Source organism: Arthrobacter sp. 10L430 (genome assembly GCF_056395245.1).
In genome coordinates this window covers 353,289-368,978 of sequence record NZ_JBFTJD010000001.1, presented here as the reverse complement: position 1 = coordinate 368,978, position 15,690 = coordinate 353,289, and the positions used below count along the sequence as shown (strand labels likewise).

Sequence of the window (15,690 nt, the reverse complement as noted above, 5' to 3'; positions counted from 1 at the left end):
GATGCGCGCAACCCGGTAACTATCCGATTGTACTGGACACTGGGGTCCGGCACACTCAGGCCCAGCTCACTCAGGCCCGGCGTTGCGGGGCGGCACTGAATGCCGTCCGGTGGATCAGCCTGCCAGCGCGGCCTCAGAGATGTGCAGGGTGGAGCCGTTGCGCCCCTTCACCACCTGGAGTTGAGTGCCTATCCGCTGCTTCATCTCCGCCACGTGGCTGACAAGCCCTACTACGCGGCCGCCGTCGCGCAGGCCTTCGAGGGCGTCCATCACCTGCTCCAGGGCCTGCTCATCGAGGCTTCCGAAGCCCTCGTCCACGAACAATGTCTCTATGTCCACGCCTCCGGCCTCCTGCTGTACAACATCCGCCAGGCCCAGGGCGAGCGACAGCGAAGCCATGAAGGACTCGCCGCCTGAGAGGGTGGACGTGTCGCGTCGCAGTCCGGTCCACTCGTCCACGACTTCGAGGCCCAGCCCCGACTTCGCGCCCCTCGCGGCTTTGGCATCCGTGTGCTGCAGCGTGTACCGGCCATCGCTCATGGCGACGAGCCTCTCCGAGGCGGCGATGGCCACCTGTTCAAGCCGTGCCGCCAGGACATAGCTGTTGAGGCTCATGCGGTAGCTGTTGTCTCCGGCGCCCCTGGCCGCGTCAGACAGGGCCGACAGCATTTCCGCCCGTTCCCGCGGTTTCCGGCCAGACTCCGCCACCTCCGTGTATTCGAGGCGGAGGCGTCCCAGGGCGGTGGACTTCTGCGATGCCAGGCCGGCAGCGAGCGCCACGTCCCGCGACTTCTGCGCGGCCCTTTCGGCTTCGGCCCTCAGACGGTCCACTTCTCCCGCATCCGCAGTGACGCCGGCGGATTGCTCCTTTTCCGCCAGGACGAGCTCCTCACCGGCGAACAGCTCTTCCAGCCGGGCTTGTTCGTCCTGCCCCGCCCGCACCGCCGACTCCAGGCGTGCGGCATCTCCCGCGGCAAGCAATGCGGTGTGCGCTTCGGCGGCGGAGTCGAAGCCTGCGTCCGGCAGTGCGAGGTCCAGCTGGCTCCGCGCCTCGTCCAGACGGGCCGATGCCAGGTCGAGGGCTGTGCGGGCGGAGGCCGCCCCCTCCAGCACCTCAATGGTTTTCCTGACGCCGCTGCAACGCTGGCCGAGGCTGGGGTAACCCGCCCGCAACGCGGCAAGCGCAGATTCCAGGGCAGTTGTCTGTTGTTCCAGTTCGGTCAGCGTGGATTCGGTCTGGGCGATGCGCGACAGACATTCGGTCCGCCCCTGCTCAGTGGCAGCGATGCGGTCTTCCAATTGCTCCTGCCGTGCCCGGCTTTCGGCCAGCTGCACTTCGGCGGCCTCGGCCTCGTCGGCTGCTTCGCTGGCAACCCTCGCCGCTTCCTGGGCCTCGGCCGGATCAGTGTCTCCGCCCTGGCCTGCCAGCACAGCGAGCTGTTGCCGGGCAGCAGACAGCTCCGCGTCCAGCGCTGCGAGAGCCTCCTCTGCGGCATCGCAGATGTCCCTGGCCTGTTCTTCTTCCTCGGCAAGGCCAAGTGCCGACCCGGCGGTGGGCACGGGCGCCGGATGCTCCGTACCGCCACAGACCGGGCAAGGTTCTCCGGCTTCCAGCCGCGCCGCCAGTTCCGCCGCCGCGTTGGCCAGGCGCTGTTCCCGGAGGTCAAGCCACCGTTGCCGAGACTCCTGGTAGGCGTCCCTGCCCTTGAGGTACCGTTCAGTTGCCCCTGCACATTGCAAGGCAGCTGTCCCATAGCGCCGGACGACGTCAACAAGCTCTTGGGCCGCCACGGCTTCCTTGGTGCGGAGCACGGACTCGGCCGCCAACTGTTCCAACGGCTGAAGTCCCGCGCGGAGCCGGGTCATTTCCGAGCGGAGTGAAAGCAGGGCCTCAGAGTGGTCCTTGCTGGTGTCCAGCAGTTTCTGACGCCCGACGACCAGGCCCGCGCTTCTTGCCGCAAGCCCGGAAAGCTTGTCCTCGTCGGCGAGCCGTTCGTTCACCACGGCCAGCAGTGCCCGCAGCCGGTCCAGCTCGGCGGTCACGTCAACGGAGGCCGAGCCGGTGTGCGCCAGCTCGGGATCCGTCAGAACCGCGGCCCGAAGGTTTGCTGCGGCACGTGCCATTGAATCGGCTGCCCGGGCCAGTGCGGGCTCCGCAGCGGTCACCGCCTGAAGCTGTCCGCCAAGGTTCTCGGCTTTGCGGTGCAGTGCCAGCCGGGCAGCATCACGTTCGAGCACGGGGACCGCCGCATTGGCTTCTGTTCTCCGGCGCACCGCGGCGGCGAGCTTCAGCTGGCGGCGTTCGCGGGCTATTTCCGCGTCCAGCCGTACAGCATGCTCGCTGCAGACAGCCTCGCAGGACTTGGCTTCCGCGCCCAGCTCCGAGGCCTTGAGCGAAGCGGCGTCTTCGAGCCAGCCGAGGAGTTCACGGTGACCACCGGGCTCGGGTGCCCCGGTCAGGTCCAGCCCCATCGCCTGGGCCTCGGCCTGGGCCCTCGTCACCAACAGGGCCAGTTTGCTGTTGTGTCCGGCGACCTCTGTGGCGGCTTCGCCTGCCTTGCCGGCCAGTTCGCGCTCGACGGCTTCGAACCGTTCGGTTCCGAAGAGTTTCTGGAGAAGGTCCAGCCGGTCTGAGGCTTTGGAACGCAGGAAGGCCGCGAAGTCGCCCTGCGGGAGCATGACTACCCGGGTGAACTGCTCCCGGTCCATTCCCAGAATGGCGGTAATCTCGGCTCCGGCTTCGTCATTCCGGCCCGACTTCTCGATCCACTCCCCGCCGACGCGCTCCCGCAGGAGTGTCTTGGCCTGCTGTATGGTGAAGCCGTTTCGGCCCCGGGCGCTCGGCTTGTCCCAAGCCGGTGTGCGGGACACTTCAAAGCGCCTGCCGCGGGCGGTGAATTCACAACTCACCCGGGGTTCTGTCGCAGCGTCGGCGTGGTCACTGCGCAGCCTCTTGCCGTCCTGCCGTGCGCCGGGGACGGAACCGTACAGGGCGTAGCAGATGGCGTCCAGCACGCTCGTCTTGCCGGCGCCCGTGGCCCCGTTGAGGAGAAAAAGCCCATGCGCGCTGAGCCGGTCAAAGTCGATTTCTTCCGTGCCGGCGAAGGGTCCGAAGGCGCAGATTTCCAGGCGGTGGATCCTCACAGCGACACTCCTTGCAGGCGCACGGTCTCCAAAGCGTCGGCCAGGACACTCCGCTCGGTTTCGTCAGGCTCACGGCCGCGGACGTGCTCCAGAAATCCGCAACAAATCGAAAGGTCATCCTCAGCCTCGGCAAGCCTGCTGCTGTAGCTGATCTTGGCGGACGCCGGTGCCCCTTCCGGATCAAAGCCCAGCACGAGGGTGTCCGGGTACCTCGCCCGCAGCCGCTCCATAGCCTGGGCCGGACGCTGGGCATCCGTGAGGGTCACCTGGCAGTAGGCGTCCTCCGCCCAGGCATGGTGGGCGGACTCGAGGAGCTCGGTGATGGTTCCCCGGAGGACGGCGAGTTTCCTCGGCGCGTCCCAGTTGATCTCCTCGACCGCCGTGACGCCGGACTCATCGATGTCGATGAGCCAGCCGCCCTTTTGATGTGTTGCCTCTGAAAAGGAATAAGCCAGCGGTGAACCCGAGTAGCGCACTTCCGGCGACAGCTTCTGCCGGCCATGGAGATGGCCCAGGGCCGTGAAACTGAAACCGTCGAAAAGGTCCAGCGGTACAGCGCCGACTCCCCCGATGCTGAGGTCACGCTCACTGTCCGAGCTGAGCCCGCCGCTCGCAAACGTGTGGGCCAGCACCACCGAGTGGACGGTCCGCGACTGGCTGCGCCGAGCCAGGTCCGCCCGGACTCGCTCCGTGGCGGCACGCGTGACATCGAAGTGGCTGGCCGTTTCCACGCCGAGCTGGTCGGCCACGAGGCGCGGCTCCAGCCACGGGATGCCATAAATTGCCAGCGCCGGGCTGACCTCGTCCCCCGAACCGTCCCCGGGAGGCCCATCCCCCAGCGGCACCATCAGCGGCGTGTCGAGGTCCGCGAGCCGGGTGCGCAGATGCACCCCGCCGCGCTCCAGCAGCCGGGAGGCAAACCCCAGCCGGATGGCGGAGTCATGGTTGCCGCTGGTCAGCACCACCCGGGAACCGGCCGCGGTGAGCCGCACCAGGGCGTCGTCAAGCAGCCCGACGACATCCACTCCCGGAAGTGCGCGGTCGTAGACGTCGCCGGCGATGAGGACAACGTCGACGGACAATTCCTCGACCCTGGCGACCAGCTGGTCGATGAAGTCGCGCTGGGCACCCAGCATGCCAACGCCGTGGAAAGACCGGCCCAAATGCCAGTCGGAAGTGTGCAATAACCGCATGTTCATAAGCTATCCGTAGGCACTGACAGTATTGCTGACCGTCCGCTTGGGCGCGTCCGGAGACGTACCAATCCGGAGACGTACCAAGAGGACGGTTATTTGTCGCGAGTGCCGTCGAAGAAGTCGCGCGCCTCGCCGTCGGCCGGGGTTCCGGGCAGGTCATCGCTGTCCAGGTCCTCGTCGTCGACGTCGTCGTCAGCGGTTCCTGCCGCGGCAACGAGGCTGCCGGTACCGTTGCCGGCCGAACGCCTGCTGGCAGCGTTGTCCGAGAAGCCGCGGAATACCAGGCCTGCGATTGCCGCGCCCACCAGCGGTGCCACCCAGAACAGCCACAGCTGCCCCAACGACCAGCTGTTGGCGAACAGGGCAGACGCGGTGGCACGGGCGGGGTTGAATGGTGCGTTGCCCACAGCCTGGCCGAGCTGCAGCAGCACGGCCAGGGACAGGCCGACGGCGAACGGTGCAGCCGCCGCGTGGATGTTGCGGCGGGCGGTGGTGCCGAGGAAGACTGCGACCAGGAGGGCTGCGCCCACTACTTCGGCCAGCAGGACTCCCGCCATGGGTGTCTGGATGACGGAGTGCTCGCCGAATCCGGCGGTGACGGTATCGAACGCGGCCCTGGTGTCCTGGATGGTGGGGACAGTCCGCAGGATGCCGAAGAGGGTGAGCGCACCGAGGGCTGCCCCCACCAGCTGTGCGCCGATATAGGCGGCTGCGTGGACCATCCGGATTCTGCCGGCCACCAGGTTGCCCAGGGTGATGGCAGGGTTGAAGTGTCCCCCCGAAATGTAAGCGAATGCCAGCATCGCCGCCGTCACGGCCAGGCCGGCTGCGAGCGCGGCCGGCAACGGGCTGGACTGCGGGATGGTGAAAAGCGGCACGCCCAGGCCGGCGACGACGAGGAACAGGGTTCCGAACGCTTCGGCAGCAAGCCGGGAAACCAGTCCGGGCCGGTAGCCGGCGTCACCGGCGGGGTGCAACTCGGCGTCGGTGGTGGATACGGACACAGGGGTGGTCATGTTCGGAGAATCCTTTGTTTCGGTGAGCCGGAGACACCGGCATCAGCCGGGTCAGCCTCTGCAGTCTGCCAACAGAGTCTGGACGGTTGCTGAATTCGAGCTTAGCGCCCATTAGACGGGCATACTTCCTCCACAGGCACCTTGTGACGGGGCCGACATTGCGAGAGGCTGCGACGCAGCGCACGGGGAAAAAGACAGGTTCAGGCAGGTAAATTTACCTGCATGAGCAATAATCCCGGCACCGCGGCCCTGCCGTCCCCGAAATCCCGTATCCACGGCTGCCTTTTGGGCGGCGCACTCGGAGATTCCCTCGGCTACGCAATTGAATTTGATTCGATCACAGCCATCCGCAGCCGTTTTGGCGCGGACGGCCTGCGGGACTTCGCAGCGCTCGACGGCGGGAGTCACTTTTCGGACGACACGCAGATGACGCTTTATACAGTGGACGGGCTCGTCGAGGCACTGGAATGGGCGAATTCGGGTGTCGGCGCCGATGCCAACGCCTGCGTGTGGCTCGCCTACCTGCGCTGGCTCAACACGCAGGGCGTTTCCGCCCCGGAAGCGGCTCCGCGCCCGCAGCCGCGCTGGATTGACGGGCAGCCGGTGCTCCAGCACCGCAGGGCTCCCGGCAATGCTTGCCTGAGTGGTCTTGCTACAGGCGAGATGGGGACGGTGTACCGTCCGGTCAACCCGGACTCGAAGGGCTGCGGCACCGTGATGCGGTCAGCCCCGTTCGGACTGATCCCGCACATCCCGGCCGACTCGGTCTACAAACTGAGCGCGAACGCCGCTTCCCTCACGCACGGGCATCCCTCAGCACGCCAGAGCGCCGGGGTTTTCAGCCTCCTGATCCACTCGCTGCTCCAGGGCCAGGATCTGCTGGAAGCCGCCCAGGCGGCCGCCGATCATGTCCGCTCTGATGCGGAAGCTGCGCCGGAGCTCCTTGAGCGCATCAGCACCGCACTTCGCTTAGCCAGCGGGGCAGCGGCCTCGGGTACGGGCCCCGGTGAGCCAGCGGGACCTGCCTCGGGACCTGCTTCGGGACCCGCTTCGGGACCCGGTACGGAAACGGGCGCATTGCTGGGCCCCGAGGACCTGGTCCGTGAACTGGGTGAGGGCTGGGTGGCGGAGGAGGCGCTCGCCGTCGGGCTTTACGCGGTGCTCGCCACGGCGCCGGTACACCGGGACCGGCCCGCGGAGCACTTCAAGGCGGCCATCGCACTTGCCATCAATCACAGCGGGGACAGCGATTCCACGGGCTCTATCGCCGGCAATATCCTGGGCGCGTACTACGGCGAGCAGTGCCTGCCGGAAGACTGGCTGGCAGCGCTGGAAGGGCCAGAGGTGATCCGCGGCATGGCCGAGCAGCTGGTGGCAGTTACAACTGCCTGAGGGAGATGTTGTTGCAGGCCTCGCAGACGTCATCAGGGATCATGCCGCGACGCTGCAGGAAGCCGAAAATCGTGCAGCCAAGGCAATATCCGGCGAAGGCCTCCAAAGACGCAGCGACGATCAGCACGGCAAGCAGAACCCAGGCCGCCGGCGCCACGTCAGCGAGGAACAGTACAGCCGCAGCAGTGGATACGGCCGCGCCGATCCCCTGCGCGAAGCGCTTGGGAGGTCCCGGGACCAGCTTGGCCCGTCCTAAACGCGGCGCGAGCACCTTGACCGAGAGCAGGGCCAGCGGCGAGATCCTGGGGCCGAACAGCACCCGGAGCCAGAACCCCGCAGCGATGAAGGCGAGGCCCCACCCCATGCCGGTGAGGAGCGTGGCCGCGGACAGCAGCACCACGAGGCCGGCCGTGATGCGGGCAGCGTATTCGTTCACCGGGTTGGGGAAAGCAAACACCGCGCGCCAGTCCACGCCGGCGGGTGCGGTAGCTGCGGACGAAGATGTGTCGCCTTGTCTGCTCATGCAGCAAGGCTAGGAGGACAGGGTCGCTGCGGGGAAGCTTTGTTGCGCCAGATGAATATGTGCGCCGGGAGCCCCGCCGACCATCTGCAGGAACTCGCCCTCCGAGAGGACCTCGATCGGCTGCCCGCGGTCGTGCAGCTCAAGCACCCGCTTGGCCTTTCCGGTCAGCCGGCCGGACCGAAGGTCGCGGGCATCGAAGCCGTCTCCGACCACCAGGACGCTGGTCCTGGCGGTGACCCTGCTTTCCGGTCGCGCGCCCATCTCGGCGGAGCGGGTCTTGGCCTCCGGCCGCGGAATGCCCAGCTGGCCGGTGAACACCACCGTCTGGGCGTAGAGCGGGTTTCCGGGCTCTGCGTCCGGATTCGGCGCCGGGTTCTCTCCTTCGTCCGGCCAGCCGCTCCGGAAGGGTCGGGCCTGAGCGGTTCCGTCGAGGGCAGCAAGCGCCGTGAGGGTTGCCTTGGAGAGGGCGTCCCGGGCCGGATCAAAGGCCTGCTGCTGGGGTATCGACAGGCCGAGTGACAGATAAAGCTCTGCAACGCTGTTCGCGCGGTTGCGCGCAGCGATATCGATGAGGATTCCGGCGCAGGCCCTGGCATCCTCGGCCGCGTCGTGGTGGTTGACCAGGGGCACGCCTGCCTCTTCGGCAGCGAACGGCAGGGAATTGGAAACGAGCGAATAGCAGCGCCGGGACAGCATGACGGTGCAGACATAGTCGTACGCGGGACCGGGAAGGCCCGAGACCTCCAGACCTGAGCGGATCACCCCCAGATCGAACGCGGCATTGTGAGCGGCCAGGACGTCGTCACCGATGAAGGCGCCGATCTCCGGGAAGAGCTCCCCAAAGCGGGGCTGGTGTGCCACCTGCTCGGGCCTGATGCCGTGGATCCGCACGTTGTGGTAATCGAACGCGTCATGGTTTTCCGGCGGCCGCATGAGCCACGAGGCCTCCTCAACTATGACACCGCCCCGGACCTTGCTGAGGCCAACGGCGCACGGCGAACCGCGGAAGCCGTTGGCAGTCTCGAAGTCGATCGCCGTAAAGTCCAAACCCACGGGGACCACTTTAGCGCCGCCGGACCCACGGGGCTGTCAAGTACCCTTGGAAGGTGAACTTTAATGCGATCAGCAACTTTGCCGTATCCACATTGGGAGGTGCCGGTCCGGTCCAGCCGCACCTCTCCTCGCTCCTGCCCGACTGGCTCAATCCCCAGGTATTCCTCGCCGACCCGGCCCTTGCGCCATGGGTGGTGCTCCTGGTTTGCGGCATCATCTTCGCCGAAACCGGCCTGCTGATCGGATTCTTCCTGCCGGGTGATTCCATGCTGTTCACGGCCGGTTTGCTCGTGGCCACGGACACCATCAAGTTCAACATCTGGCTCTTCGCCGCGCTGATCATCGTGTCCGCCATCGTGGGCAACCAGGCTGGCTACCTCATCGGCTCAAAGGCGGGCCCGGCCCTCTTCAACCGGCCTGATTCACGGCTCTTCAAGCGGGAAAACGTTGAAAGCGCCCACAATTTCTTCGAAAAGCACGGCGGCAAGGCACTGATCCTCGCCCGCTTCGTTCCGATCATCCGGACGTTTGTTCCCGTGATTGTCGGCGTGGCACAGATGGATAAGCGCAAGTTCTTCCTCTATAACGTCATCGGCGCGGCCCTCTGGGGCGGCGGCGTGACGCTCCTCGGCTACCTTCTCGGCGACAAAGTGCCGTGGGTGCGCGACAACCTGGACATCATTTTTGTTGTGATTGTCCTGGTCTCGGTGGTTCCGATCGGCATCGAGGTGCTCCGCGGAATTGTGGCCAAGCGACAGGCCGCCAAGTACGGCACGGACCCGGTCGAGGAGTTCATCGAGGAGCACGAGCCCGAAGAGGAACGCAAGACGCCGTAGCTCGCCGTTCCCTCAACGGACAACACACACAACAGAAGGCGCCCCACCATGTGGGGCGCCTTCTGTAATTGAACAACCTGCCAGCCCGGCAGGTTACCCGCCGGCCAGGGCCTTGACGATCGCCGGCAGCAGGGCACGGAATGCCTGCCCCCGGTGGCTGATGGCGTTCTTTTCGTCCGGGCTCAGCTCGGCGCAGCTTCGGTCGAAGCCCAGGGGCTGGAGCACGGGGTCGTAACCAAAGCCGCCTTCACCGCGCGGCTCCCGCAGCAGGGTCCCCGCCAACTGGCCGTATTCCACCACCTCGCGCCCTCCGTCAGCGGATGCCGACGCCGGCACGGCGAGGGCCGCCGCGCACACGAAGGCAGCACCACGGTGGGCGTCCGGGACGTCCGCGAGCTGCGCCAGCAGCAGCCGAAGGTTGGCGGTATCGTCCCCGTGCCGGCCGGCCCAGCGGGCGGAGAATATTCCGGGGGCGCCGCCCAGCACATCGACAGCGAGTCCGGAGTCGTCGGCGATCGCAATGAGTCCGGTCGCCTCGGCCACCGCGCGCGCCTTGAGCAGCGAGTTTTCCGTAAAGGTCACCCCGGTCTCCGCGACGTCGGGACCTCCGACGGCGGACGCGTCCACCACCTGCGTGTCGACGTCGAGTCCGGGAACCTGCCCACGCAGCAGCTCACGCAGTTCCCGCAGCTTTCCCTTGTTGTGGGTGGCCAGCACGAGCCGGGGCGTCACCGGTCCGGGGGCTCCCCCGTTCCCCGGGCTGCTTTCCTCAACGGAGCCGGGTTCACTCACGGAGCTTCAGCCAGGGTCTCGCGCTGGATGGCGGCGAGCTGCTCCGTCCCCAGGAGCGCCAGGTCCAGCAGCTTGTTAAGTTCATCACGGTCGAACGGGGCGCCCTCGGCCGTACCCTGAACCTCAACGAACTTGCCGGATCCGGTCACCACGACGTTCATGTCGGTCTCGGCCCGGACATCCTCGATGTAGGGAAGGTCCAGCATGGGGACGCCGTCAATGATGCCCACTGACACGGCGGCGATGGTGTCGATCAGCGGCTGGGCATTTCGTGCGATCATTTTGTTTTCGCGGGCAAAGCGGATCGCTTCGGCCAGTGCCACGTAGGCGCCGGTGATAGCGGCAGTCCGCGTCCCGCCGTCGGCCTGCAGGACATCGCAGTCCAGCACGATCGTGTTTTCACCGAGGGCCTTGGTATCGATGATCGAGCGCAGGGACCGGCCGATGAGGCGTGAGATTTCGTGGGTCCGGCCGCCGATCTTGCCCTTGACCGACTCACGGTCGGAACGGGTGTTCGTGGCGCGGGGAAGCATGGCGTACTCGGCCGTCACCCAGCCACGGCCTTCGCCCTTGAGCCAGCGCGGCACGCCCTCGGTCAGGGAGGCTGTGCAGAGTACCCGGGTGTTGCCAAACTCGATCAGGGCGGATCCCTCTGCCTGCTTGGACCAGCCGCGGGTGATGCTGATGGGCCGGAGCTGGTCCGGGGTGCGGCCGTCGGCACGGATGACGGGGATGGTGGTTGCTTCGGAAGTCATGCCAATAGCTTATCGATTTATCCACCGCCGGCTGGCGCGCCCGGACAGCCTCCACCGCGATGCCCGGCCGAGGTGGCCGCCGCGTCAGACGGTGTAGTGCACGCCGGCCACCGCGACGGCGACGTCTCCGGCAAAGACCGGACGTGCCTCAGCCATGACCTTCGTCTGCGACGTCCACACCGGAATGTGGGTCAGCAGGAGGCGGCGGGCGCCCGCCACCGTGGCAGCCTCGCCTGCGCGTTTTCCGGTGAGGTGGACGTCCTTGATGCCGTCGTCGCGGCCTTCCTCGAAGGCGGCCTCGCACAGGAACAGGTCAGCGTCCTTGGCCGCTTCTTCCAGCCCGCGGCATGAATCCGTATCGCCGGAGTAGGTCAGCACCCGCGTCACGGCCGCCCCGCTCTTGTCCGTCTCTGCCACCTCCACACGCAGCGCGTAGGCTTCCTCAACCGGGTGGTTCACCGCGAACGGCGTCACCGTGAAAGGCCCCACGGTGACCGACTGGCGCTCGATCCAGTTGGTGAAGTCGAATTCCTCGTGCATGCCCGGATCCAGTTCCAGGCCGTAGGCCGTGGCCATCCTGTCGGCCGTCGCGGCAGGGCCCCACACCGGGATCCTTCCGCGGTCCCAGCCGCCGGGCTTCCAGCGCACGGCCACGTGGAGGCCGCACAAGTCCATGCAATGGTCCGGATGCAGGTGCGTCAGGAAGATGGCGTCGATGTCCTCGAGATCCGTATAGCGTTGGATGGCACCCAGCGCCCCGCTGCCAAGGTCCATGACGACCTTCCACGTGCTTTCGCCGTCATTCGCGGTCAAAAGGTAGCAGGACGCGGGCGAACCGGGGCCCGGAAAAGATCCGGTGCAGCCGACGATGGTGAGCTTCACAGGGCGGGACCTCCGGCGGGGGCGCTGCCGCCGGCACCCTGCCCGACGAAATTGGAGATGCGCGGACGCGACGCGGCGCTCTGGGCCGCCGCGATCATTTCCGGCGTGATCCGGGCGAGGCTTCCGGTCGGGTACTGCGCCGCGACGTGGTCGACGTGGCGGACGCTGAGCACCTCGGGCCCGAGGAACCTGCGGGCGAGGGCCTCGAACTGGCGGGCGTCGCCTGTGGCGATGAAGTTGTGCTCCGGCGGGGCAGCGGCGGTGCGCTCCAGTCCACGGCTCGCGAGCGCACGGTAGACATCCTTGGCTGTTTCCTCGGCACTTGAAACGAGGGTGACATCCTCGCCCATGACGTAGGAGATGACTCCGGTCAGCAGCGGATAGTGCGTGCAGCCCAGCACCACCGTGTCCACTCCCGCAGCTTTCAGCGGCGCAAGGTACTCCCCCGCCACGGCCAGCAGGTCAGGGCCGGTGGTGATGCCCGCCTCCACGTAGCTGACGAAGGCGGGGCAGGCCACCGAGGTGATCACGAGGTCCGGCGCGGCGGCGAACGTGTCCTCATAGGCCCGCGAGCCTACCGTGGCGGAGGTGCCGATCACCCCGACGCGGCCGGTGCGGGTGGCCGCCACCGCGCGTCGGACGGCGGGCTGGATCACTTCAATCACCGGGATCCCGTAGCGGGCGGTATAGCGTTCGCGGGCGTCCCGCAGGACGGCGGCCGACGCCGAGTTGCAGGCGATGGTCAGCAGCTTGACCCCGGAATCCACCAGCTCGTCCATGACGCCCAGGGCGTTGGCGCGCACCTCGGCAATGGGAAGCGGACCGTACGGACCGTGGGCGGTGTCCCCAACGTAAAGGATCGATTCGTTGGGCAGCTGGTCGATGATGGACCGTGCCACCGTCAGTCCCCCGACGCCGGAATCAAAGACTCCGATCGGCAGCGATCCGAGGTTGGCGCCGATGGTCGTTGCGGAGTCCGCCGCAGCTCCTGCTGCCGGATCCGTGCTCGATGCTGAAGTCATGATTATTCGAGGATAGGTCTTCCCGGTGGGTGCGGCCATCACTTGTGGTGTCCGCCTCATGTCAAATTTGTCACATCCGCGCAGCGCAGGCGCACCCCTGCCCGCGTGGCCGGCGGACGGGACGGGCAGGCTAGGGCCGGGGCTCCATGGACTGCAGCATGGCCTGGACCAGGGACTCCTGCAGCCACGTGGTGAAGTTGTAGACGAGGGCAAGGTAGCTTTCCACGTCCTCCGCCTGGGACCAGTCCTGCATCTGGTGGACGTGGTCGGCGTCGGCCTCGTCCTGAATGTCCAGGCGTTCGGCGAGCACCAGCCGGATGTCGTTCAGTGCCATGGACCAGTGCCTCGCGTCGGTGTCGGTCAGCAGCAGTTCGTCCTTGTCCAGGTCCAGCGCGGCGGCGCGCAGCGCGCCGATCTTGCTTTCGCGCAGGGAGCGTTCGGTGAGCTGGCGGAACTCCAGGGACGCGGCGCCGTCGTTCTTCATCACGTTTGGCAGGAGCCGCCGGAGTGCGCGGTCAGACGGTTCGCGGGCGTCCATGTCGAGCCCGATCATGGCGGTAAGCGGGTCCTGCTTGCCGCGGTCTTCGGGCTGGAGCATCGAGATGACGTCCTCGAAAAGGCTGCGCAGCAGTTCCCGCTCGGCCGGCTCCAGGAATCCGGTGATGCCCTTAAGTCCGTATTTGAAAGCCTTAGCCACGTTTTCCCTTGCCCTTGCCCGGGCCGCTGTTCTTGCCGCCCCCGCTGTTTCCGCCGGTGGCCTTCTCAACCGTTGCCCACAGGCCGTAGCCGTGCATGGCGACTGCGTGCTGTTCCACCTGTTCCTTGCTGCCGTGGGCAACAATGGACCGGCCCTTCTTGTGAACCTCCATCATGAGCTTGTTGGCTTTGGTCTCCGAATAGCCGAAATAGCTCTGGAAAACATAGCTGACGTAGCTCATGAGATTGACGGGATCGTTCCAGATCACGAGGTTCCAGGGGATGTCCGGGGCGGTCAGCGCGTCGGTGGACACCGCTGTTCCGGTCTGGGTGCTCTCCTGGGTGTCAGGGCCGAGCGCAACGCTTAGGGTCATCTGTCCATTCTATGGGGATGCGCACTAGAGTGATTTTGTGAGTACCTACGCCGGCTGGAACCAGCCACGCACGTCCCTGTTCACTGATCACTACGAGCTGACCATGCTGCAGGCGGCGCTCCATTCCGGCGCCGCACACCGCAAATCAGTCTTCGAAGCCTTCGCGCGCAGGCTCCCGGACGGCCGGCGGTACGGGATCGTGGGCGGCACGGGCCGGTTGCTGGAGGGCATCGCGGCCTTCCGCTTCGGCGAATCCGAACTGGACTTCCTGGGCCGCACCGGCGTGGTCAACAAGGAGACCCTGGACTACCTCGCCGATTTCCGGTTCACCGGGGACATCTGGGGCTACGCGGAAGGCGAGGCGTACTTCCCGAACTCCCCCATCCTGATCGTCGAATCGACGTTCGCGGAAGCCTGCATCCTGGAGACCTACATCCTGTCCGTGCTGAACCACGACAGCGCCATCGCCTCCGCGGCATCCAGGATGATCACCGCTGCCGGGAACCGGCCCTGCATCGAAATGGGCTCCCGGCGGACCCAGGAGGAATCAGCCTCTGCCGCCGCCCGCGCCGCTGTCATCGCCGGGTTCGACAGCACCTCCAACCTTGAAGCGGGTTTGCGCTACGGCATCAAGACCGTGGGGACCGCCGCGCATTCGTTCACCCTCCTTCACGACACCGAACGCGAGGCGTTTGAGGCGCAGGTGGCCTCGCTGGGCGCCGGCACCTCGCTGCTCGTGGACACATACGACGTCGAAACGGCCGTCCGTACGGCGGTGGACATCGCCGGGGACAAGTTGGGCGCCGTCAGGCTGGACTCGGGCGACCTGGTGGAGCAGGCGCAGTGGGTCCGCCTCTTGCTGGATGAACTGGGCAACGAGAACACCCGCATCATGGTCACGTCCGACCTTGACGAGTTCGCCATTGCCGCGCTCCAGTCCGCGCCGGTGGACGCGTACGGCGTGGGCACGTCCCTGGTCACCGGTTCCGGGGCGCCCACCGCCAGCATGGTCTACAAGCTCGTCAGCCGCACGGACAGCACGGGTGAGTTCATTCCCGTGGCCAAGGCGGCCAAGAACAAAACGAGCAAGGGCGGGCGCAAATACGCCCTCCGCAAGCTCAACGATCACGGTACCGCCACCCAGGAAATCGTCGGAGTGGGCCACCGCCCGGTTGACGACGGCAACGACCGCCCCCTCCTGCAGCAGTTCATCAAGAACGGGGAACTGCTGCCGGGCTGGACCGGCCACGAAGGCGTCCTTCGCGCCCGTCAGCGCCACGCCGATTCAATGGCCGAACTGCCGGCGGTCGTCCACCGCCTGCAGCGCGGTGAACCGGCCATCCCCACCATCTACGAGGAGAACTGATGTCACGTGCACTGATCATTGTCGACGTCCAGAACGACTTCTGCGAGGGCGGCGCGCTGCCGGTCCAGGGCGGTGCCGCGGTGGCGGGGGCGATCAGCGAGTACGTCGAAACGCATCACGGGCAGTTCGACCACGTCGTAGCGACGCAGGACTGGCACATCGATCCGGGCGCCCACTTCTCGGACGCTCCGGATTTCAAGGACAGCTGGCCACCCCACTGTGTCGCTGGATCCCAGGGCGCCGAACTGCATCCCGATCTCGACACCGAACACATTCAGGCCTACTTCCACAAAGGCCTGCACACGGCCGCCTACTCCGGATTTGAAGGCCTGCTCGCCCCCGAGGACGCCGTGCCCACCGGGGACAGGAAGCCCGGTGCCATGCCGTCGCCCGGAGATTCCGACTACGCCGCCGAGGAAGACTCGATCGGCCTGGACGACTGGCTCCAGAGCCACGACGTGGAGGACGTCGTGGTGGTGGGGCTCGCCACCGACCACTGCGTCATGGCGACATCCCTGGACGCGGTGCAGGCCGGCTATTCAGTTACCGTGATCAAGCGGCTCACGGCGGGCATTGCCGGGGACCTGGACGACACCTACGCCGAGATGGAACTGGGAGGCGTGGACCTCGAATAGCAGAAAGG

General features: G+C 66.7%; 15 protein-coding genes. 4 read left to right on the top strand and 11 right to left on the bottom strand.

From position 1 onward, the window contains the following. Positions 1-114 precede the first annotated feature (114 nt). The 3 genes from AC1DDG_RS01655 to AC1DDG_RS01645 form a co-directional block, all read right to left on the bottom strand. Positions 115-3,144, bottom strand: a complete 3,030-nt coding sequence (locus AC1DDG_RS01655; protein WP_476874716.1) for an AAA family ATPase — start codon at positions 3,142-3,144, stop codon at positions 115-117. Further along, complete coding sequence (locus tag AC1DDG_RS01650; RefSeq protein WP_476874715.1) at positions 3,141-4,337, bottom strand: exonuclease SbcCD subunit D; 1,197 nt, start codon at positions 4,335-4,337, stop codon at positions 3,141-3,143. Before AC1DDG_RS01650 ends, AC1DDG_RS01655 begins: the two co-directional genes overlap by 4 nt. A 95-nt stretch (positions 4,338-4,432) precedes the next feature. Continuing rightward, complete coding sequence (locus AC1DDG_RS01645; RefSeq protein WP_476874714.1) at positions 4,433-5,356, bottom strand: aquaporin; 924 nt, start codon at positions 5,354-5,356, stop codon at positions 4,433-4,435. 222 nt (positions 5,357-5,578) lie between these two features. Between AC1DDG_RS01645 and AC1DDG_RS01640 the strand changes: the two genes are divergently transcribed. Beyond that, a complete protein-coding gene (locus tag AC1DDG_RS01640; RefSeq protein WP_476874713.1) occupies positions 5,579-6,748 on the top strand; it encodes an ADP-ribosylglycohydrolase family protein in 1,170 nt (389 codons plus the stop codon). Here the strand turns inward: AC1DDG_RS01640 and AC1DDG_RS01635 are convergent. Together AC1DDG_RS01635 and AC1DDG_RS01630 are read right to left on the bottom strand one after the other, a co-directional pair. Beyond that, on the bottom strand, positions 6,735-7,271 hold the full coding sequence (locus AC1DDG_RS01635; protein ID WP_476874712.1) for a DUF4395 domain-containing protein: 537 nt from the start codon (positions 7,269-7,271) through the stop codon (positions 6,735-6,737). The genes AC1DDG_RS01640 and AC1DDG_RS01635 overlap by 14 nt on opposite strands. A gap of 9 nt (positions 7,272-7,280) precedes the next feature. Beyond that, entirely contained in the window at positions 7,281-8,324 is a 1,044-nt protein-coding gene (locus AC1DDG_RS01630) for a 3'-5' exonuclease (RefSeq protein ID WP_476874711.1), read from the bottom strand. A 68-nt stretch (positions 8,325-8,392) separates the two neighbouring features. Here AC1DDG_RS01630 and AC1DDG_RS01625 point away from each other — a divergent pair, with 68 nt between their 5' ends. Beyond that, positions 8,393-9,160: a DedA family protein gene (locus AC1DDG_RS01625; protein ID WP_476874783.1), complete on the top strand. Its 768-nt coding sequence runs from the start codon at positions 8,393-8,395 to the stop codon at positions 9,158-9,160. A gap of 93 nt (positions 9,161-9,253) precedes the next feature. On the opposite strand, the gene rdgB is transcribed toward AC1DDG_RS01625, so the two are convergent. The 6 genes from rdgB to clpS form a co-directional block, all read right to left on the bottom strand. Next, on the bottom strand, positions 9,254-9,892 hold the full coding sequence (rdgB, locus tag AC1DDG_RS01620) for an RdgB/HAM1 family non-canonical purine NTP pyrophosphatase (protein WP_476874782.1): 639 nt from the start codon (positions 9,890-9,892) through the stop codon (positions 9,254-9,256). Positions 9,893-9,948: 56 nt separating this feature from the next. After that, positions 9,949-10,707 carry a ribonuclease PH gene (gene rph / locus AC1DDG_RS01615; protein WP_476874710.1) on the bottom strand — a complete coding sequence of 253 codons (759 nt, stop codon included), beginning with the start codon at positions 10,705-10,707 and terminating at the stop codon, positions 9,949-9,951. An 84-nt stretch (positions 10,708-10,791) separates the two neighbouring features. After that, the gene (locus tag AC1DDG_RS01610; protein WP_476874709.1) at positions 10,792-11,589 is read right to left on the bottom strand and encodes an MBL fold metallo-hydrolase; all 798 of its coding nucleotides are present in this window, start codon (positions 11,587-11,589) and stop codon (positions 10,792-10,794) included. After that, a complete protein-coding gene (gene murI, locus AC1DDG_RS01605) occupies positions 11,586-12,611 on the bottom strand; it encodes a glutamate racemase (protein WP_476874708.1) in 1,026 nt (341 codons plus the stop codon). Before murI ends, AC1DDG_RS01610 begins: the two co-directional genes overlap by 4 nt. A gap of 130 nt (positions 12,612-12,741) precedes the next feature. Beyond that, complete coding sequence (locus AC1DDG_RS01600) at positions 12,742-13,308, bottom strand: DUF2017 domain-containing protein (RefSeq protein WP_230116888.1); 567 nt, start codon at positions 13,306-13,308, stop codon at positions 12,742-12,744. Further along, complete coding sequence (clpS, locus tag AC1DDG_RS01595) at positions 13,301-13,681, bottom strand: ATP-dependent Clp protease adapter ClpS (protein ID WP_476874707.1); 381 nt, start codon at positions 13,679-13,681, stop codon at positions 13,301-13,303. The genes AC1DDG_RS01600 and clpS overlap by 8 nt, the downstream gene beginning before the upstream one ends. Positions 13,682-13,718: 37 nt before the next feature. Here clpS and AC1DDG_RS01590 point away from each other — a divergent pair, with 37 nt between their 5' ends. Continuing rightward, positions 13,719-15,047 (top strand): nicotinate phosphoribosyltransferase, encoded by a 1,329-nt coding sequence (locus AC1DDG_RS01590; RefSeq protein WP_230116890.1) that lies wholly within the window; start codon positions 13,719-13,721, stop codon positions 15,045-15,047. Then, positions 15,047-15,682, top strand: a complete 636-nt coding sequence (locus AC1DDG_RS01585; protein ID WP_230116891.1) for an isochorismatase family protein — start codon at positions 15,047-15,049, stop codon at positions 15,680-15,682. Before AC1DDG_RS01590 ends, AC1DDG_RS01585 begins: the two co-directional genes overlap by 1 nt. The last annotated feature ends 8 nt before the right edge of the window (positions 15,683-15,690 follow it).